Source organism: Myxococcus sp. AB025B, assembly GCF_006518215.1.
Lineage (GTDB): Bacteria > Myxococcota > Myxococcia > Myxococcales > Myxococcaceae > Myxococcus > Myxococcus fulvus.
In genome coordinates this window covers 1-17,779 of record NZ_SRLW01000210.1, presented here as the reverse complement: position 1 = coordinate 17,779, position 17,779 = coordinate 1, and the positions used below count along the sequence as shown (strand labels likewise).

Below are 17,779 nucleotides of genomic sequence, written 5' to 3'. Positions count from 1 at the left end.
GCGTTGGGGCGCGGGCCCGCGGGCTGGGCCGGGGCGGCGGGCTGGGAGGGCGCGGCCGGGCGGTTGAGCTGACCGAGCACGTCCTCCTTGGTGATGCGGCCGCCGGCGCCGCTGCCCTTCAGCTGGCTGACGTCGACCTTGTTCTCCTCCGCCATCTTCCTGGCGGTGGGGGTGATGCGCGCGTCGGACGCGGCGTCCTGCGCGGGCGCGGCGGCGACGGGCGCGGCCGCCGGAGCGGCGGGGGCAGCGGCCGCCGCGGGCTTGGCGGCGGGAGCGCCGGCACCGGCCTCGATGAGGCCGAGCACGTCGCCCACGCGCACCTTGTCACCTTCCTTGAAGGCGACCGACGCCAGGGAACCGGCCGCGGGCGCGGGCACGTCGATGGTGACCTTGTCGGTCTCCAGGACGACGAGCGGCTCGTCCGCGGACACCGCGTCACCCGGCTTCTTGTTCCACTTGCCGACGACGGCCTCGGTGATGGACTCGCCCAGGGGGGGTACTTTCAGTTCAACGGCCATTCTTGGTCCCTCGGAAGATGGCTTCCTCGATGATGAGCTGCTGCTCGATTTCGTGAGTCTTCGGGAAGCCGGTTGCGGGGCTGGCGGCCTCCGCGCGCCCGATGTAGCCCAACTTCACGGGTTGCTGCGAGCGCGACGACACCAGGTCATGCAGGCGCGGGAACATGAAGTGCCACGCGCCCGCGTTGCGGGGCTCCTCCTGCACCCAGTAGACCTCCGCGAGCCTGGGCAGCTTCGCCACCAGGTTCGCCAGCTCGTCCGCCGGGAACGGGTAGAGCTGCTCCACCCGGACGATGGCGATGCTGTCGTCCTTGCGCTCGTTCCGCGCCTTCACCAGGTCGTAGTACACCTTGCCGCTGCACAAGAGCAGCCGCGTCACGCCCGCGGGCGCCACGCTGTCCAGGATGACCTCCTGGAAGCCGCCCGTGGCCAGCTCGTCCACCTTGCTGGTGGCCTCCGGCCGGCGCAGCAGGCTCTTGGGCGACATGATGACCAGGGGCTTGCGCACCGGGCGCACCACCTGACGGCGCAGGAGGTGGAAGATCTGCGCGGGCGTCGTGGGGTAGCAGACCTGGATGTTGTCCTCGGCGGACAGGTCCAGGAAGCGCTCCAGGCGCGCGCTGGAGTGCTCGGGGCCCTGGCCCTCGTAGCTGTGTGGCAACAGCAGCGTGATTCCGCTCAGCCGGCGCCACTTGCTCTCCGCGGCGGCGATGAACTGGTCGATGATGATTTGAGCGCCGTTGGCGAAGTCGCCGAACTGGGCCTCCCAGAGGGTGAGGCCGTCCGGGACGTCCAGGCTGTAGCCGTACTCGAAGCCGAGCACGCCCATCTCCGACAGGGCGCTGTTGACGACCTGGAAGCTGGCGCGGCCGGTGGAGAACTGCTGCAGGGGCGTGTACCTGGCGCCCGTCTGCACGTCGTGCAGCACCGCGTGGCGGTGGCTGAACGTGCCGCGCTCGCAGTCCTGGCCGGACAGGCGCACCGGGTGGCCCTCGGAGAGCAGCGTGGCGTACGCCAGCGACTCACCCTCGCTCCACTGCAGCTCCTCGCTGTCGAGCATGCCCAGGCGCTTCTTGATGACGGTGCGCTCCACGTCGCGGTGCACGTGGAAGCCCTCGGGCACCGTGCACAGCCGCTGGAGCGCGTCGCGCAGCTTCGCCTTGTCCACGGCGGTGGACACCTGGGGCGCGTTCTTCACCGAGCCGCCCTGGTAGGCCTTCCACAGGCCCTCCAGCGCGCTGGGCTCCTTGAACTCGCTCTCCTGGCGCGCGCGGGTCAGCGCCGCGTCGAACTCCGCCAGGCAGCGCTGCTTGATGGCCTCCGACTCCTCCGCGCTGATGCGGTTGCCGTCCGCCAGCGCCTTCGCGTAGCGCGTGCGCACCGTCGGGTGCTTGCGGATGATGTCGTACATCGCCGGCTGGGTGAACGAGGGGTCGTCGCCCTCGTTGTGGCCGTAGCGGCGGTAGCAGATGAGGTCGATGACCACGTCGCTGTGGAACGTCTGGCGGTACTCCGCCGCCAGCCGCGCCACGTGCACGCAGGCCTCCGGGTCATCGCCGTTCACGTGGAACACGGGGATGTCCAGCATCTGCGCGATGGCGGTGGCGTAGATGGAGGAGCGCGAGTCGTGGGGGTCGGTGGTGAAGCCGACCTGGTTGTTGATGACGACGTGGAGCGTGCCGCCCGTCGTGTAGCCCTTGAGGCCCGACAGGTTGAGCGTCTCCGCGACGACGCCCTGGCCCATGAAGGCCGCGTCGCCGTGGATGAGCAGGGGCATCACGCCCACGCGCTCGGTGTCGCCGAAGCGCTCCTGCTTGGCGCGCACGCGGCCCTCGACCACCGGGTTGACGGCCTCCAGGTGGCTGGGATTGAACGCGAGCGACAGGTGCACGTTCTTGCCCTGGCGCGTGGTGTGGTCCGACGAGAAGCCCATGTGGTACTTCACGTCGCCGCGGCCCAGGTAGGCCCGGGGGTCCTTGGGGCCGTCGAACTCGCTGAAGATCTGCCCGGGCTGCTTGCCCAGGATGTTGGTCAGCACGTTGAGGCGGCCGCGGTGGGCCATGCCGATGACCACCTCCTTCAGCCCCAGGCCGCTGCCCACCTCGGCGATGGCGTCCAGCATGGGGATGAGGGCCTCGCCGCCGTCCAGGCTGAAGCGCTTGGCGCCCACGTACTTGGTGTGCAGGAAGTTCTCGAAGCCCTCCGCGTAGGACAGCTTCGTGAGGATGTGGCGCTGGTCCTCCACGGAGAACGCGGTGCGGTTCTCGCTGTGCTCCATCCGCTGCATCAGCCAGCGGCGGCGCTCGCTGTCGAGGATCTGCATGAACTCCACGCCGACGCTGCCCGTGTACGTGCGGTGCAGGCGCGCGAGCAGCTCGTCCAGCTTCACCTTCTGCTGCGGGAAGACGTGGTGCGTCTCCACTTCCTGCTCGCGCTCCTTGGGCGAGAAGTGGCCGTCATCCACCATGCTCACGTCCGCCACGTGGGCGAGCGCGGGGCGCGGGCGGTTGAGCGGATCCAGGTCGGCGCGCAGGTGGCCGCGCAGCCGGAACGCGAAGAGCGCCTGGTCCACCTTGGACTGCAGCTCCAGCGCCTGGGCCTGGGCGGTGCTCTGGGCGGCGACGGGGGCGGCCGCGGCCGGCGCGGCGGCGGGGGCCTGGGCGGCTCCCGCGGCCTTGCCGTTGCCCTTGCCGGGCGCGACGGCCGCCGCGGGCACCTCCAAGAGCTTCGTGCTGAAGATGGGACGGCCGGCGCCATCGTTTCGCTCGAAGATCTCTCGCCAGCTTGCATCCACGCTGGCGGGGTCCTCGAGGTAGCGGGCGTAGAGCCCCTCGATGAAGTCGATGTTGGCGCCGGAAAGGAACGAGTCCTGGAAGTTCGCCATGGCGGTGTTGTCTTTTACTGGATGACCGCCCCGTTGGGGGTTTTTCGAGGCGTCTTTGTTGGGCCCTGGCGGCACCCCAGGGGAGGGGCCTGTTCAGGGGAGCAGGCCAAGTCATGCCGCTGTTGAGCCCAGCTTCACCTGGGAACAGCCCGACACCCGGGGACTCCCAGCACCCGTTTCGTCCCGTTTCGGTCGAAAGGAGTGCTAGACAGCCCGCTCCCCCATCCCCTTCTCCCTCCCACGAGGCCGCCTCACATGCTGCTCCAGGGCAAGAAGCTGCTCATCACCGGGGTGCTCACCCCCCAGTCCCTCGCCTATGGCATCGCCGAGCACGCGCTCGCCCAGGGCGCGGAAATCCTCCTGACGGGCTTCGGCCGGGCCAAGTCCCTCACCGAGCGCAGCGCCAAGCGCCTCAAGCCGGGCATCGAGGTGCTGGAGCTGGATGTCACCAACCCCGAGCACTTCAAGGCGCTCACCGCGTCGCTCAAGCAGCGCTGGGACCGCGTGGACGGCGTGCTCCACGGCATCGCCTACGCCCCGGACGACGCCCTGGGCGGCAACTTCCTCAACACCCCCTGGGAGAGCGTCCAGACGGCGTTCCGCATCTCCGCGTTCTCCCTCAAGGAGCTCGCGGTGGCGTGCGCGCCGCTGATGCCGCCGGGCGGCTCCATCGTCACGCTGGACTTCGACAACCGCGTGGCGTGGCCCATCTACGACTGGATGGGCGTGTGCAAGGCCGCGCTGGAGTCCACCGTCCGCTACCTGGCCAGGGACCTGGGCCCCAAGGGCATCCGGGTCAACGCGCTGGCGGCGGGCCCCCTGTCCACCATGGCCGCCAAGGGCATCCCGGGCTTCAAGGCGCTGGAGGCGGGGTGGGGTACCCAGGCCCCACTGGGCTGGAGCGCCAAGGACAGCCACGACATGGTGTCCAGGACGGCGTGTGCCCTGCTGTCGGACTGGCTGCCCTCCACCACGGGCGAAATGATCCACGTGGACGGTGGTTATCACGCCGTGGGTGCGCCACCGGTGCCCCCGGAGTCCGTGGCGGGCGGCCAGCCCGCAGGCACCAAGCCTCCGAGCGAGTAGGCGTCACCCGCTCCCGGCGTCGAGGTCATCCGACACCTGCCCGCCCGCCGTGAATGCGGACAGGTCCCCCCGCTTTCTCCCGTGAGAGCGCTCACGGTAGAGTCTCCAACGTTTCGCAGGGGACGGCCGCATTGGCCCAACCCCTGCGCAGGAGCCGTGGCACCGTGAGCACCAACAGCACCAACATCTTGCTGGTGGACGACAGCCCGACCGTTCGGAACATCGTCAAGATCTACCTCATGAACCTCAAGGTAGGGACGGTGGAGGCGGAAGATGCATCTCGTGCGCTGCAACTCCTCAAACTCGTCCCGGTGAATCTGGTCATCGCGGACATCAACATGCCCGGGATGGATGGCATCACCTTCGTCAAGGAGGTCCGGGCCAGCAAGAACGCGCAGCTGCGCACCGTGCCCATCCTGCTGCTGACGGCGGAGAAGGACGTGGCCCTGCGCCAGCGGGGCACGGAGGCGGGCGCCAACGCGTTCATCCAGAAGCCGGTCTCCCACCACGAGCTGACGGAGACCGTCCGTCAGTTCTTGACCAAGGCTTGATGCCGTGAGCCTGCCGTCCCTGCTGCTCGTCGACGACAGCGACGCCATCCTGGCGCTCGAGCGCGCCATCCTCTCCGGCCACTACACCATCCACACCGCGAGCAACGGCCGCGAGGCGCTGGAGAAGGTCTCCCGCCTCAGGCCCGCCGCGGTGCTGCTGGACCTGTCGATGCCGGAGATGGACGGCGACGAGGTCCTCCAGCGGATGAAGGCGGACCCGGCCACGTCGGACATCCCGGTCATCATCATCTCCTCGGAGAAGTCGCGCGCGGAGGCGTGTCTGGGGTTGGGCGCGGAGACGTTCCTGGCCAAGCCCTTCCGCGCGGATGAGCTCCTGCACGCGGTGGGGGAGGCGCTGGCCAACTCGCGCCGCCGCGCGCGCACCGGCTCGCTGCTGGTGCTGCGGGTGACGGTGGGCACGCTGGAGTTCGCGGTGCCGCTGGACGCGGTGCGAGAGGTGCTCCTGCACCCGGCGACGCGGCCGTTGCCCACGGCGCCCTCGTACCTGCGCGAATACGTGGAGGTGCGCGGCGAGGCGCTGTGCGTGCTGGACGTGGCGCGTCGCCTGAGCGTGGAGCACTCGCTGCCGCGCGTGGAGCGGATGCTGGTGGTCATCCAGGTGGACGGGGTGGCGCTGGCGCTCGCGGTGGACACGGTGAAGGACCCGGAGGAGTACGCGGCGGCGGACATCGACCGGCGCGAGCGCGTGGGCGGCACGGACCATGGTCCGCTGCGCGAGGGGCTCATCGGGATGTTGCGCGCCGGGGGGCACCTGCTGCCCATCCTGGATCCGCGGGTGTTCGTGGCGCGGGGCCTGTTGCAGGACCTGCCCAAGATGGTGGAGGCCGCGGAGGCCAGGCGGAGCGCATGAGCGCAGAGCTCGACCCGCGGCTGCTGACCCGAGCGCGGGAAGTGGTGTCCTCCATCACCGGCTTCCGCGACGACGCCATCGCCTCCGAGGCCATGGAGCGCGTGGTGCGCGGGGAGCTCGCGCGCGGGCGCTCGTCGGCGGACCTCCTGGGGGAGATGCTCTTCCCCCAGTCGCCCTTGTCCGGGACGCTGGTGCGCGCGGCGCTGGTGGGGGAGACGTACTTCTTCCGGCAGCCCGAGCACTTCCGCTACATCTCGCAGGTGGGCGTGCCCGCGGCGCTGCGCAAGGGCGCGCTCGCGCTGCGCGGCTGGAGCGCGGGCTGCGCCACGGGCGAGGAGGCCTACTCGCTGGCGGCGGCGCTGCTGGCGTCGGTGCCGCACGGCTTCCCGGTGGAGGTGCTGGGCACGGACCTGCACGAGGCCAGCCTGGAGACGGCGCGGCGCGCGTCCTACGGCACCTGGTCGCGTCGCGAGTCGGCGCCGCGGCTGTTCCCGCTCTACCTGGATGCGCCGGAGCGGCAGGTCACCATCCTCCCCGTCGTGCGCCGCATCACCACCTTCGCGCAGGGGAACCTGCTGGCGCCCTTGCCCGAGCGCTTCGGCCGCTTCGACTTCATCCTCTGCCGCAACGTGCTCACGTACTTCTCCCCGGCCGCGCGCGAGCAGGCCATCTCGCTCTTGACGCGGGCGCTCAATCCCGGCGGCTTCCTGTTCCTGGGCGCGGTGGAGGCGGACCGGGTGCCGCCCGGCATGGTGCGCGAGGGGCCGCCGGAGCTGCAGACCTTCCGCATGCTGGCGCCCGGTGAGCTGAGCACGCCCGTGCCCGCGCCGCGCCCGGTGGAGCGCGCCGAGCCGCCCGCGCCGCTGCTGCGCAAGCCCAAGGCGACGCCGGTGCCGGTGGTGCCCGCGCGGGTGACGCCGCCGCCCCCGCCGTCCCGGCTGCACCTGGAGGCGCTGGAGCGCATCGAGGAGGGCGACGTGGAGGGCGCGGCGGCGGTGCTGGAGTCGCTGGTGCGTCAGGCTCCCGACTACCTGCCGGGGCTGCTCGAGCTCGCGCTGCTGCGGGAGCGCACCGGGGCGCGCGAGGCGGCGGTGCCGCTGATGCGCGCGCTGCGGGTGCGCGCGGAGCGGCTCGCGCCGGACCACCTCGTGGACGGGCCCGAGGCCCTGCCGGCGCGGTTCTATCAGGCGTCCGCTGACGCCTACCTCAATCAAGGGGCCCTCGAATGAAAATCCTTCCCAGAAGCATGGAGGAGGCCCAGGAGCAGGAGGCCGTCGAGCTGCTCGAGCGGCGCGCCTCGCGTCTGCGCGAGCAGGCCGAGACGACGGTGGAGGAGGCGGTCCACTGGATCGCCGAGTTCCCACTGGGCGAGGAGCGCTACGCGCTGTCGCTGGAGATGCTGCGCGCGGCGCTGCCCCTGCGGATGGTGACGCCGGTGCCGCTGTCCTCGCCGCATGTGGTGGGCGTGCTGCGCTTCCAGGGCCAGGTGCTCTCCGCGCTGAGCCTGGCGTCCATGCTGGGCGGGCACGGCTGGCGGCAGGACCCGGCGGTTCTGCTGGTGGTGGACCGCGGCGACGGCGAGCTGTGCGCGCTGGACTGCGAGGCCATTCCGCGCCCCACCACGCTGCCGGCGAGCGCGGTGGAGGCCGCGCGCGTGCGGGCCGAGGGGCCGGTGATGGAGGTCTTCACCCAGGACCGGCAGCTCATCCACCTCATCGACCTCAAGCGCCTGTTCACCACCCGCTCGACGGGAGGACGCAATGCCCGTTGACCCGATGCTGCAGGGACTCGTCACGGGGTTCGCCGTCGAGGCCCAGGAGGTCATCCAGAAGGTCACCATGGACCTGCTGGAGCTGGAGCGCGAGGGCCTGGACTCGGGCGCGCTCGCGAAGCTCTACGTCCGGCTGGGCCGGCACCTGCACACCCTCAAGGGCAGCGCGTCCAGCCTGGGCCTGCAGGACCTGGGCGACATCGCGCACAAGCTGGAGGACGCGCTCGCGCCGCTGAAGGCCACCACGCAGAAGATGCCTCGGTCCGTGGTGGACGTGCTGCTGCACGGCCTGGACCTGTTCATGCTTCGCGCCCAGGCGCACGCGGATGGACGCGGGGACTCGCTGCCGGACCCGGCCGCCGCGCTGGCGCAGCTGGTGGCGGACGGCCCCGCGCCGGAGTCGGTGGGCGCGCAGGTGGCCGCGGGCTCGAACGGCGCCGCGGAGCCGGAGACGAACGGCGCCTCGGAGGACGCCGGGGCCCAGGAGCTGTCGGCCCAGCAGGACCCGCAGGCGGAGTCCGCGGACACGGGCTGGCGCGTCAGCGTGCGGCAGGTGACGGCGCTGATGCGCGAGGTGGAGCGGCTGCGCGAGGTGCGGCTGCGCGTGGAGGAGCGCGGCCGCGAGCTGGACCGCGTGGTGACGGTGCTGGCCAAGCAGGGCCTGCTGGCGGAGACGGCCGAGGCGCGCACGCTGCTGGCCGGCACGTCGCGCTCGCTGCGCACCGATGGCGAGGAGACGAGCGACATCGTCGACGCGCTGGAGGAGGGCCTCAAGGCCATCACCACGCGCCCGGTGCGCACCATCCTGGACCCGCTGCAGCGCATGGTGCGTGACTTGTCGCGCCAGCTGGGCAAGGAGGCGCGGCTGTCGGTGGTGGGCTCGGAGCTGTCCTTGGACCGGCGCCTCCTGGAGAAGCTCCAGGGCGCGCTGGTGCACCTCTTGCGCAACGCCGTGGACCACGGGCTGGAGATGCCGTCCGAGCGCGAGAAGGCGGGCAAGCACCACGAGGGCGCGCTCACGCTGCGCGTGGAGCAGCAGGGCAACCTGCTCTTCCTCGAGTGCGCGGACGACGGCGCGGGCATCGACGTGACGCGGGTGCGCAAGGTGGCCGAGTCGCGCGGTGTCATCGCCTCCGACGAGGCGGAGCGGCTCAACGAGAACCAGCTGCGTGACCTCATCTTCCGGCCGGGCTTCAGCACGCGCTCGGACGTGACGGACACGTCGGGTCGGGGCGTGGGCCTGGACGCGGTGCGCGCGTCGGTGGAGGGCCTGCAGGGCCGCATCGAGGTGAACAGCACCCCGGGCCAGGGCACGCGCTTCGTGATGACGCTGCCGGTGGACCTGGGCAGCTCGCCCGTGTTGGTGGTGCGCGCGCTGGAGCAGCTGGTGGGCCTGCCGATGCTCGCGGTGGAGGCCACGCAGCTGGCGCGCGCGGACTCGCTGCGGCTGGGCAAGCGCAAGGCGCATCTGGAGTACCAGGGGCAGCTGTTGCCGGTGGTGGACCTGGGCGCCAGGCTGGGCCTGCGCGCGCTGGCGCCGCCCGCGGAAGGCCAGCCGCTGCTCATCGTGCAGAGCGGAGGCAAGCGCGTGGCGCTGGGCGTGGACGCGGTGGTGGGGGACCGCGACCTGGTCATCCGGCCGCTGCCCTCCGAGGTCCGCGACGTGCCGGCGTGGCAGGGCGCGGCGACGCTGAGCCGAGGCGAGCTGCTCCTCATCTGCCGGCCGGACTGGCTGGTGACGGAGTCGGGCCAGACGCAGGTGACGGCGCAGCGCCGGGCGCTGGTGGTGGACGACTCGCTCACCGCGCGCGCGCTGCACCGGGCCATGCTGGAGGCGGGCGGCTTCAGCGTGCACCTGGCGGCCAGCGGCGCCCGCGCGCTGGACCGGCTGGCGACGGACACCTACGACGTCGTCATCTGCGACCTGGACATGGAGGAGATGGACGGCACCCAGCTCATCGCCCGTCTGCGGGAGAAGCGGGAGACGGCGTCGCTGCCGGTCATCCTCGTCTCCGCGCATGACAGCGCGGCGGCGCGGGAGCGGGGCCTGGCGGCGGGCGCGGATGGCTACCTGAGCAAGCGCGAGTGCGCCGCGGGCCGCCTGCTCGCCGAGGTGCTCGACGTCATGAGCCGCAGGGGAGCGCGCGCGTGAACAACCGACGCCCCATCCGGGTGCTCGTGGTGGACGACTCGCCCACCATGGCGAACACACTGACGGCCCTGCTCACCGAGGACCCTCGCATCGAGGTCGTCGGCCGCGCCGGGGACGGCAACCGCGCCGTGCAACTGGCGCGCCTGCTGCGCCCGGACGTCATCACCATGGACCTGCTCTTGCCGGGCCTGGACGGCCCCAGCGCGATTACGGCCATCATGTCCCAGGCCCCCGCGCGGGTGCTGGTGGTGAGCGCGGTGGCCGAGCAGCGCGGCGTGGACCTGGGCTTCCAGGCGATGAGCGCCGGCGCGCTGGAGCTCATCGGCAAGCCCAACGTCACCAACGTGGAGGAGCTGCGCCGGTGGGGGCGCGACCTGGCCCACTCGGTGTGCCTGATGGCGGAGGTGCCGGTCATCTCCCGGCGCCAGCGCGCCAACGTGGTGACGCCGCCGCCCATCGGCGCGCGCGTGGACGTCTTCGGCGTGGTGGCCTCCACTGGCGGCCCACCCGCGCTGGCGGAGCTGCTCTCCAAGCTGCCCAAGGATTTGCCCGTCCCGCTGCTCATCGCTCAGCACATCACCGTGGGCTTCACGCAGGGCATGGTGCGCTGGCTGTCGCAGGTGACGCCGCTGACGGTGGACGTGGCGCGGGACGGCGAGCGGCTGGAGCCCGGCCGCGTGTACTTCCCGCTGGACGGGCACGACCTGCTGGTGGACCCGGCGGGGCTGGCGCGGCTGCAGCGCAGCAAGGGCGGTCCGTGCCCCAACGGGGACGTGCTGCTGTCGTCGCTCGCGGCGTCGTTCGGTCGACGCAGCGGCGGGGTGGTGCTCACCGGCATGGGCGAGGACGGCGCGCGCGGGCTGCTGGCCATCCGCAAGGCCGGCGGTGTCACCTTCTCCCAGGACGAGGCCACCTCCGTGGTCTACGGCATGCCCCGCGCGGCGCTGGAGATCCACGCCACGGACCAGGGCGTGCCCCTGGCCTCGGTGCCGGAGCTCATCCTCCAGAGCTGCATCCCCCCCAACTTCCGGGCCGGTGGGCGCGGAGAGGGTGGGGTGGGACGATGAGCCCGTCAGTGCCCCCTGTTCGTCGCGGGCCGCTTGCTGGTAGTCCCGAGTCGTTTGTATTCACCCCGCGCCCTCGCGGGTGTCGTCCCGACGTCTTCCGGGTGGTGATGCCGTGAGCACCGAACAGACCTCGTTCACCACGCAGCTCGGCCAGCAGTTCCGTCAGTCGCTGGGACTGGCGCCGAAGCTCGTCCTCGTCACCACGCTCGTCAGCGCGACGGTGGCCGCCATCCTCACCGGTATCGCCACGCGGCGGCTGGAGGCGGACCTCGTCTCCAGTCACATGGGCGAGGGCCAGCTGCTCGCCCGCAGCCTCGCGGTGGCCGCGGAGCAGGGCGCGAAGATGGGCCTCACCACGCTCCAGCCCCTGCTGGACGTCTCGCGCACCAGCGAGGACGTCGCCTACGTCTTCATCTCGGACGCGGGCGGCAACGTGGTGGCGCACAGCCTGGCGGGCAGCTTCCCGGAGTCGCTCAAGGCGTCCGCGGTGGCGCAGGGCGAGGTGAGCGAGGAGACCGGCTGGGGCGAGGTGCTCGAGTTCGAGACCGAGGGCCGCACGCTGCACGCCTCCAACGTGGCGGCGCCCGTGGCCGGTGGCCGGCTGGGCACGGTGCACGTGGGCATCTCCCGCGACCACATCGACGACCTGGTGTCCGCGCTGCGCTGGCGGATGATGGGCTTCGCGCTGTTGCTGGTGGCGCTGGGCGTGGCGGTGGCGGCGGCCTTCGGGCGCAGCATCGTGCGTCCCATGCGCGAGCTGACGGAGGTCGCCGGCCACATCGTCGAGTCCGGCGACCTGACGCGCCCCATCCACGCCAAGAGCGGCGACGAGGTGGGCCGGCTGGCCAACTCCTTCGCGCAGATGGTGGCCCGGCTGCGCGAGGTGACGCTCAACCTCCAGCAGGCCGCGCAGGCGCTGACGCAGTCCACCGAGCACCTCAACACGTCCTCCACGGACCAGGCGCAGACCATCTCCCGGCAGGCCGCCGCGCTCCAGGAGACGCAGGTCACCGCGCAGGAAATCAAGCAGACCTCCATGCTCGCCGCGCAGAAGGCGGAGAGCGTGCTGTCTGTCGCCGAGCGCGCGGACGCCCTGGCGCGCGCGGGCGAGGCGTCGATTGAACAGACGATGGCGGGCCTCAACGACATCCGCGTCCAGGTGGGCGAGATTGCCCAGAAGATTCTCGAGCTGGGCGAGCGCACGCAGCAGATTGGCGGCATCACCCAGACGGTGAAGGACCTGGCCGACCAGTCCAACATGCTCGCGCTCAACGCGGCGATTGAATCGGTGCGCTCGGGCGAGCACGGCAAGGGCTTCGGCGTGGTGGCGCGCGAGATTCGCGCGCTGGCGGACCAGTCCATCCAGGCGACGACGCGGGTGCGGGAGCTGCTCGACGACATCGCCAACTCGGTGACGGCCGCGGTGCGAATCACCGAGCGCGGCGCCGAGCGCATGGAGGCGGGCCTGGCCCAGGTGCGCACCAGCGGGCAGAACCTGCGCGAGCTGTCCTCCATCGTCCAGGACAACGCCGCCGCCGTCCGTCAGATTGCCGCCGCGGTGTCCCAGCAGAACGTGGGCATCAACCAAATCACCCTCGCGGTGAACGACCTCTCCAAGATGATGGACGAGACGGTGGCCCGCATCGGCTCCACCGGCGAGGCCGCCACCACGCTGCAAATCATCTCCGAGCAGCTCTCCAGCGCGGTGAAGATCTACCGCGTCGAGTAGCGCGGCTGCTGGAAACGTCAGAGGCCCCGACTCCCACGGTGGGAATCGGGGCCTCGTTCGTTTCGAGGGCCTTGCTCGCGCGGCGCTACGCCGGCACGGGCTCGGCGGGGGCGGCGGTCGTCTGGAGGTCCAGCTTGTCGCCGCCCTTGTCCACGTCGTAGCGGGCGGTGCCGCCGTTCTTCAGCTCACCGAAGAGCAGCGCCTCGGCGAGCGGCTTCTTGAGCGAGTTGTCCACGAGGCGGGCCATGGGCCGGGCACCGAAGGCCGGGTCATACCCACGCTCGGCCAGCCACGCGCGCGCGGCGGCCGTCAGCTCCAGCTTCACCTTGCGCTCCTCGAGCATCTTCTGGAGGAGGCGGACCTCCTTGTCCACCACCTTGAGGATGATTTCAGGCGGCAGGCCGGAGAACAGGATCCACCCGTCCAGCCGGTTGCGGAACTCCGGCGTGAAGGTGCGCTCAATCGCCTTCTTCGCGCGCGTCGCGTCCGCGGGCTTCGCGAGGTCGCCGAAGCCGATGGACTTGGTGCTCATCTCCTGGGCACCCGCGTTGGTGGTGAGGATGAGGACGATGTTGCGGAAGTCGGCCTTGCGACCGTTGTTGTCCGTCAGCGTCGCGTGGTCCATCACCTGGAGCAGGATGTTGAAGAGGTCCGGGTGGGCCTTCTCGATTTCATCCAGCACCACCACGGCGTACGGGTGCTTGCGCACCGCGTCCGTGAGCAGGCCGCCCTGGTCGAAGCCGACGTAGCCCGGCGGCGCGCCGATGAGCCGGCTCACCGTGTGTTTCTCCGAGTACTCGCTCATGTCGTAGCGCAGGAACTCCACGCCCAATGTCTGCGCCAACTGCTTGGCCAGCTCCGTCTTGCCCACGCCCGTGGGGCCCGAGAAGAGGAACGAGCCGATGGGCTTCTCCGGCGCGCGCAGGCCCGAGCGCGCCAGCTTGATGGCGCTGACCAGGTCCTTGATGGCCCCGTCCTGCCCGAAGATGACCGCCTGCAGCTCCTTCTCTAGATTTTGGAGCTGGACGCCTTCGCTCGCGGACACGCTCTTGGCGGGAATCTTCGCCATCTTGGCGACGACGGCCTCCACGTCCGCGCCGGTGACGGTGTTGGTGCGCGCACCCTCCGGCTTGAGCTTCTCCGCCGCGCCCGTCTCGTCGATGACGTCGATGGCCTTGTCCGGCAGGAACCGGTCATTGATGTGCTTGGCCGCCAGCTCCGCCGCCGCGCGAATCGCCTCCGGCGTGTACTTCACGCCGTGGTGCTCCTCGTAGCGGCTCTTGAGCCCCTCCAGGATGAGGACGGTGTCCTCGACGGAGGGCTCGGCGACTTCAATCTTCTGGAAGCGCCGCGACAGCGCGCGGTCCTTCTCGAAGGAGGACTTGAACTCCTGGTACGTCGTCGAGCCGATGCAGCGCAGCTTCCCGCTGGCGAGCGCCGGCTTGAGGATGTTGGACGCATCCATGGAGCCGCCGCTGGTGGCGCCCGCGCCGACAATCGTGTGGATCTCGTCGATGAAGAGGATGGCCTCCGGCTGCTCCTGGAGCGCCTTGAGCACGCCCTTGAGCCGCTCCTCGAACTGGCCGCGGAACTTGGTGCCCGCGAGCAAGGAGCCCATGTCCAGCGAGTAGACGATGGCGTTCTTCAGCGGCTCCGGGACGCGGCCCTCGTGGATGTAGAGCGCCAGGCCCTCGGCGATGGCCGTCTTGCCCACGCCCGCCTCACCCACGTAGAGCGGGTTGTTCTTGCGGCGGCGGCAGAGCACCTGGATGGTGCGCTCCAGCTCCTTGTCGCGGCCGATGAGCGGGTCGATGCGCCCCTCCTTGGCCTCGATGTTGAGCTGCGTGGTGTACGTCTCCAGCGGGCTCTTGCGCGGGGACTCACCCTCCTCGTCGTCATCCCCCGCGGGCGCGTGCCCGTTGGCGGCGCCCTCCTCGCCCTCGCCCGCCTCATCCTTGGAGATGCCGTGGGAGATGTAGTTGAGCAAATCCAACCGGGTGACGCCCTCCTGCTGGAGCAGGTAGAGCGCGTGGCTCTCCTCCTCGCGGAAGAGGGCCACCAGCACGTCGCCGCCGTCGATGAGCTTCTGCTCGGCGGACAGGGCGTGCATGGCGGCGCGGTGGAGCACCCGCTCCACGCCGATGGTCTGCTGGGGGTCGGCCTCCGCGTCCTCGGGCAGCCGTTCGACCGTCTCCTCCAGGAAGGAGACGAGCCTCTCTTGAAGGCGCTTGACGTTGGCCCCACACGCCTTGAGGACCTCCCGGGTGCGCGAGTCCTTGGTGAGCGCCAGGAGCAGGTGCTCCAGCGTCAGGTACTCGTGGCCCATCTTCCGCGCCTCTTCCAGGGCGGTGCGGAAGCTGGCCTGCAATTCTTTGGCAATCAGCGGTCCTGCCACGGTTCAACCTTCCTCGGGTTCCATGGACAACCGCAGCGGGAACCCATTGTCCTGGGCCGCGGCCTCCACCGTCTTGAGCTTCGTCTCGGCGACCTCGAACGTATAGACGCCGGCCACTCCGACTCCGTTGTAATGGACGTGCAGCATGATCTGCACGGCATCCGACTCCGACTTGTGGAAGACCTCCTTGAGGACGGCCACCACGAACTCACGCGTCGTGTAGTTGTCGTTGTGCAGAAGCACCTTGTAGAGGGTCGGCTTCTTGAGCTTCTGCTTGGGGGCGGTCTCCGTGGCGACGGAGCCGTCGTTGTCATGCTTCTGCGCCATATTCCTGTCCGACTCCCTCTGATGACCTGGGAAGCGCGCCGTTTCAGGCCACTCCCTTGAAACCTGTCTCCGCCCGCCACTGCGGCAGCCCGCCCTGGACGGCTGCCCGCTCGTGCTCCAGGAAGCCGCGCACCGCCCGGTCCAGCCCCGGGTGGAGCAAGAGGTGGGCACTGTACGTGAGGCGCGGCTCGAAGCCCCGCGTGAGCTTGTGCTCGCCGCCCGCGCCCGGCTCGAAGCGTGTCAGCCCCTGGGCGATGGCCTCGGCCACCGGGTGGTAGAGGCACACGTTGAAGTGCAGGAAGGGGTGCTCCTCGAAACACCCCCAATAACGCCCGTACAGGACCTGGGGCGCCCTGAAGTTGAACGCGCCGGCCACCAGCCGGCCTTCCCGCCGGGCCTCCACCAGCTCGCAGCGGTGACGGAAGCCGGAGAGCATCCGCGCGAAGAAGTCGCGGGTGAGCAGGCGCGCGCCCCATGGATACTTGTCCACGGTGGAGGCGTACAGCCGGTGGAGCGTGTCCACGTCCACCTCGCACAGCGCGTCGCCGCGCAGCGTCTTCAGCTCGAGGCCCTGCTCGGCGGGCGCGCGCAGCTCCCGGCGCACCTGGTTGCGGCGCTTGGAGTGGAAGCGGGCGAGAAAGTCCTCCATCGTCCGGTAGCCGGCGTTGTCCCACTGGTACTGCACGCCCAGCCGCAGCGCGTAGCCCTGGGCCTCCAGCGTGGGCAGCTCCTCCTGGGTGGGGAACAGGACGTGGATGCCGGAGAGCTGCTCGGCGCGCGCGAACTCCAGCGCCCCCTGGTACAGCTCCGCCTCCCGTGCGGCGCGGTCCTCGCCGGGGGCCACCAGGACGCGCCGGCCGGTGGCGGGCGTGAAGGGCACGGTGAGCACCAGCTTCGGGTAGTAGCGCAGGCCCGCGCGCTCGGAGGCGGTGGCCCACGGCGCGTCGAAGATGAACTCGCCCTGGCTGTCGTCCTTGAGATAGGCGGGCGCGGCGGCTACCAGCCGGGAGCCGCGCCACAAGGTCAGGTGGCGGGGGTGCCAGCCGCGCTCGGGCACCGCGCTGCCGCTGTCCTCGAGCGCCGCGAGGAAGGTCCACTCCAGGAAGGGCAGGGCCGCCTCGTCCACGAGCCCGTCCCAGAGGGAGGCGGGGACCTCGTGGATGGAGGGCAGGATGCGCAGGGTGGTGGGCAGCGGGGTGGACATCGGCGGCGCACGGTGGAGCGTGGGGCCAGCCTATAACGACGCGGGCCCCCTCATGCCACGGCCGGCCGGCCCCTACTTGCCGCGTGTCAATTCGGCGGCAAGGAAGCGGCCCGCTTCGGCCATGCCCTCGTCGCCCCGTCGACGTCCCTCCTCGGACTCCATCACCCGGCGGGCCGCGTCGCTGGCGGTGCCCGCCTCCAGGTCCGTCAGCACCAGGAAGGCGCTCCAGGCGGGCGTCACCTCCGCCACGCGGCCCGGGCGCAGCGGGCGCTCCGATAGGGTGCCGGCGACCTTCTCCAACAGCCCGTCATCCGTGAGCCGCTTCGTCTTGCCGCGCATCGCGGTCCACGCCGCGTCCAGCAGCGACGCGAGCATCCGCCCGGACATCGCGGACGTCAGCCGCTGCGCGGCCTCCTCCTCGTCGAGTCGGTGCGCCTGGGCATAGGTGGGCACCAGCTTCGCGACCACGACGGCGCGGGTGGCGAGGTGGGCGAGTCGGGGAGGGTAGGACATGCGCACTCCAGGGCCCGGTGCGGGCCCGGGTTACCAGCGGACGAGCAGACGGTAGCCCTCGGCGTTGCGCTCCTCCACCGTGATTCGCGGCTGGGCGTTCGCCAGCTCCATCATCCGCTCCAGGCCGCCGGCCATCAGGTCCGGGCGGTTGTAGCGGTCCGTGAAGACGATGCGCCGGCCCCGCTCACCCACGGGCGTCATGGTGACGTCGATGTCCGTGCGCCCCATCAGCGCCAGGTAGCGGGGGATGCGCTCCGCCGCGCGCGCGGGGCCAATCATGGGCAGGGCCACCGCCGCCACCCGGCCGACCAGCGTGGAGGCGAAGCCGTCCACGAGCGTGCGGCCCACCCGACGGTACGCCTCCTCGTCCATCAGCTCGCCAAAGACCTCCCGCCTCGCCAGCAGCACCGCGCGCTGGAAGACCTCCACCGGATAGTCCACCTCCGGCCGCTTGATGTCGTAGCCCAGCGCCTCCAGCTCCTCCACCAGCCGCCCGGAGACCTTCAGCCCTCGGACGAACAGCCCCTCCAGCACGCTCGCGGGGATGCGCGGGGCGGCGGGCGCGGTTGACTCGACGGAGCGACGCAGCGGACTCGAGGCCATGTACGGCTCACCGGGGTGCAGAGGTCCTCCCACCATAGATTGTTTCAGGTTCCGCAGCGAATTCCGGCTGTTCTTTTATTCCCGGTTGAGAGGGCGGGTGGACGGGGT

15 protein-coding genes are annotated in these 17,779 nt (G+C 70.9%); 8 read left to right on the top strand and 7 right to left on the bottom strand.

The window, feature by feature from the left end:
- Together FL311_RS29195 and FL311_RS29190 are read right to left on the bottom strand one after the other, a co-directional pair.
- The coding region (locus tag FL311_RS29195) for a biotin/lipoyl-containing protein (protein WP_194869408.1) at nucleotides 1-518 on the bottom strand (518 nt) is incomplete at its 3' end.
- A complete protein-coding gene (locus FL311_RS29190) occupies nucleotides 508-3,402 on the bottom strand; it encodes a 2-oxoglutarate dehydrogenase E1 component (RefSeq protein ID WP_141330182.1) in 2,895 nt (964 codons plus the stop codon). The genes FL311_RS29190 and FL311_RS29195, both read right to left, overlap by 11 nt.
- 255 nt (nucleotides 3,403-3,657) lie before the next feature.
- Between FL311_RS29190 and fabI the strand changes: the two genes are divergently transcribed.
- From fabI to FL311_RS29150, 8 genes are all read left to right on the top strand, one after another.
- A complete protein-coding gene (gene fabI, locus FL311_RS29185) occupies nucleotides 3,658-4,488 on the top strand; it encodes an enoyl-ACP reductase FabI (protein ID WP_141330180.1) in 831 nt (276 codons plus the stop codon).
- Nucleotides 4,489-4,652: 164 nt separating this feature from the next.
- A complete protein-coding gene (locus FL311_RS29180; protein WP_141330178.1) occupies nucleotides 4,653-5,039 on the top strand; it encodes a response regulator in 387 nt (128 codons plus the stop codon).
- A 4-nt stretch (nucleotides 5,040-5,043) separates the two neighbouring features.
- Entirely contained in the window at nucleotides 5,044-5,910 is an 867-nt protein-coding gene (locus tag FL311_RS29175; protein ID WP_141330176.1) for a response regulator, read from the top strand.
- On the top strand, nucleotides 5,907-7,139 hold the full coding sequence (locus FL311_RS29170; RefSeq protein WP_141330174.1) for a protein-glutamate O-methyltransferase CheR: 1,233 nt from the start codon (nucleotides 5,907-5,909) through the stop codon (nucleotides 7,137-7,139). The genes FL311_RS29175 and FL311_RS29170 overlap by 4 nt, the downstream gene beginning before the upstream one ends.
- The gene (locus FL311_RS29165) at nucleotides 7,136-7,681 is read left to right on the top strand and encodes a chemotaxis protein CheW (RefSeq protein WP_141330172.1); all 546 of its coding nucleotides are present in this window, start codon (nucleotides 7,136-7,138) and stop codon (nucleotides 7,679-7,681) included. Before FL311_RS29170 ends, FL311_RS29165 begins: the two co-directional genes overlap by 4 nt.
- On the top strand, nucleotides 7,671-9,833 hold the full coding sequence (locus FL311_RS29160; protein ID WP_141330170.1) for a response regulator: 2,163 nt from the start codon (nucleotides 7,671-7,673) through the stop codon (nucleotides 9,831-9,833). Before FL311_RS29165 ends, FL311_RS29160 begins: the two co-directional genes overlap by 11 nt.
- Nucleotides 9,830-10,900: a chemotaxis protein CheB gene (locus FL311_RS29155; RefSeq protein ID WP_141330168.1), complete on the top strand. Its 1,071-nt coding sequence runs from the start codon at nucleotides 9,830-9,832 to the stop codon at nucleotides 10,898-10,900. The genes FL311_RS29160 and FL311_RS29155 overlap by 4 nt, the downstream gene beginning before the upstream one ends.
- Before the next feature lie 112 nt (nucleotides 10,901-11,012).
- A complete protein-coding gene (locus FL311_RS29150) occupies nucleotides 11,013-12,629 on the top strand; it encodes a methyl-accepting chemotaxis protein (protein WP_141330166.1) in 1,617 nt (538 codons plus the stop codon).
- Between the two features lie 85 nt (nucleotides 12,630-12,714).
- On the opposite strand, the gene clpA is transcribed toward FL311_RS29150, so the two are convergent.
- The 5 genes from clpA to FL311_RS29125 all read right to left on the bottom strand — a co-directional run bounded on the left by clpA (nucleotide 12,715) and on the right by FL311_RS29125 (nucleotide 17,671).
- The gene (gene clpA, locus FL311_RS29145; protein WP_141330164.1) at nucleotides 12,715-15,024 is read right to left on the bottom strand and encodes an ATP-dependent Clp protease ATP-binding subunit ClpA; all 2,310 of its coding nucleotides are present in this window, start codon (nucleotides 15,022-15,024) and stop codon (nucleotides 12,715-12,717) included.
- Nucleotides 15,025-15,027: 3 nt separating this feature from the next.
- Nucleotides 15,028-15,351 (bottom strand): ATP-dependent Clp protease adaptor ClpS, encoded by a 324-nt coding sequence (locus FL311_RS29140; protein ID WP_046715870.1) that lies wholly within the window; start codon nucleotides 15,349-15,351, stop codon nucleotides 15,028-15,030.
- A gap of 43 nt (nucleotides 15,352-15,394) precedes the next feature.
- Nucleotides 15,395-16,555, bottom strand: coding sequence for a GNAT family N-acetyltransferase (locus FL311_RS29135; RefSeq protein WP_141330162.1), 1,161 nt, complete (start codon nucleotides 16,553-16,555; stop codon nucleotides 15,395-15,397).
- 72 nt (nucleotides 16,556-16,627) lie between these two features.
- Nucleotides 16,628-17,068, bottom strand: a complete 441-nt coding sequence (locus FL311_RS29130) for a hypothetical protein (RefSeq protein WP_141330160.1) — start codon at nucleotides 17,066-17,068, stop codon at nucleotides 16,628-16,630.
- Nucleotides 17,069-17,098: 30 nt separating this feature from the next.
- Nucleotides 17,099-17,671 (bottom strand): DUF2378 family protein, encoded by a 573-nt coding sequence (locus tag FL311_RS29125; RefSeq protein WP_141330158.1) that lies wholly within the window; start codon nucleotides 17,669-17,671, stop codon nucleotides 17,099-17,101.
- Nucleotides 17,672-17,779 lie beyond the last annotated feature (108 nt).

Coding starts and splice junctions, on each gene's coding strand:
- FL311_RS29190 (WP_141330182.1), bottom strand. CDS start 3,402: ATGGCGAACTTCCAGGACTCGTTCCTTTCCGGCGCCAACATCGACTTC.
- fabI (WP_141330180.1), top strand. CDS start 3,658: ATGCTGCTCCAGGGCAAGAAGCTGCTCATCACCGGGGTGCTCACCCCC.
- FL311_RS29170 (WP_141330174.1), top strand. CDS start 5,907: ATGAGCGCAGAGCTCGACCCGCGGCTGCTGACCCGAGCGCGGGAAGTG.
- FL311_RS29165 (WP_141330172.1), top strand. CDS start 7,136: ATGAAAATCCTTCCCAGAAGCATGGAGGAGGCCCAGGAGCAGGAGGCC.
- FL311_RS29160 (WP_141330170.1), top strand. CDS start 7,671: ATGCCCGTTGACCCGATGCTGCAGGGACTCGTCACGGGGTTCGCCGTC.
- FL311_RS29140 (WP_046715870.1), bottom strand. CDS start 15,351: ATGGCGCAGAAGCATGACAACGACGGCTCCGTCGCCACGGAGACCGCC.
- FL311_RS29135 (WP_141330162.1), bottom strand. CDS start 16,555: ATGTCCACCCCGCTGCCCACCACCCTGCGCATCCTGCCCTCCATCCAC.
- FL311_RS29130 (WP_141330160.1), bottom strand. CDS start 17,068: ATGTCCTACCCTCCCCGACTCGCCCACCTCGCCACCCGCGCCGTCGTG.
- FL311_RS29125 (WP_141330158.1), bottom strand. CDS start 17,671: ATGGCCTCGAGTCCGCTGCGTCGCTCCGTCGAGTCAACCGCGCCCGCC.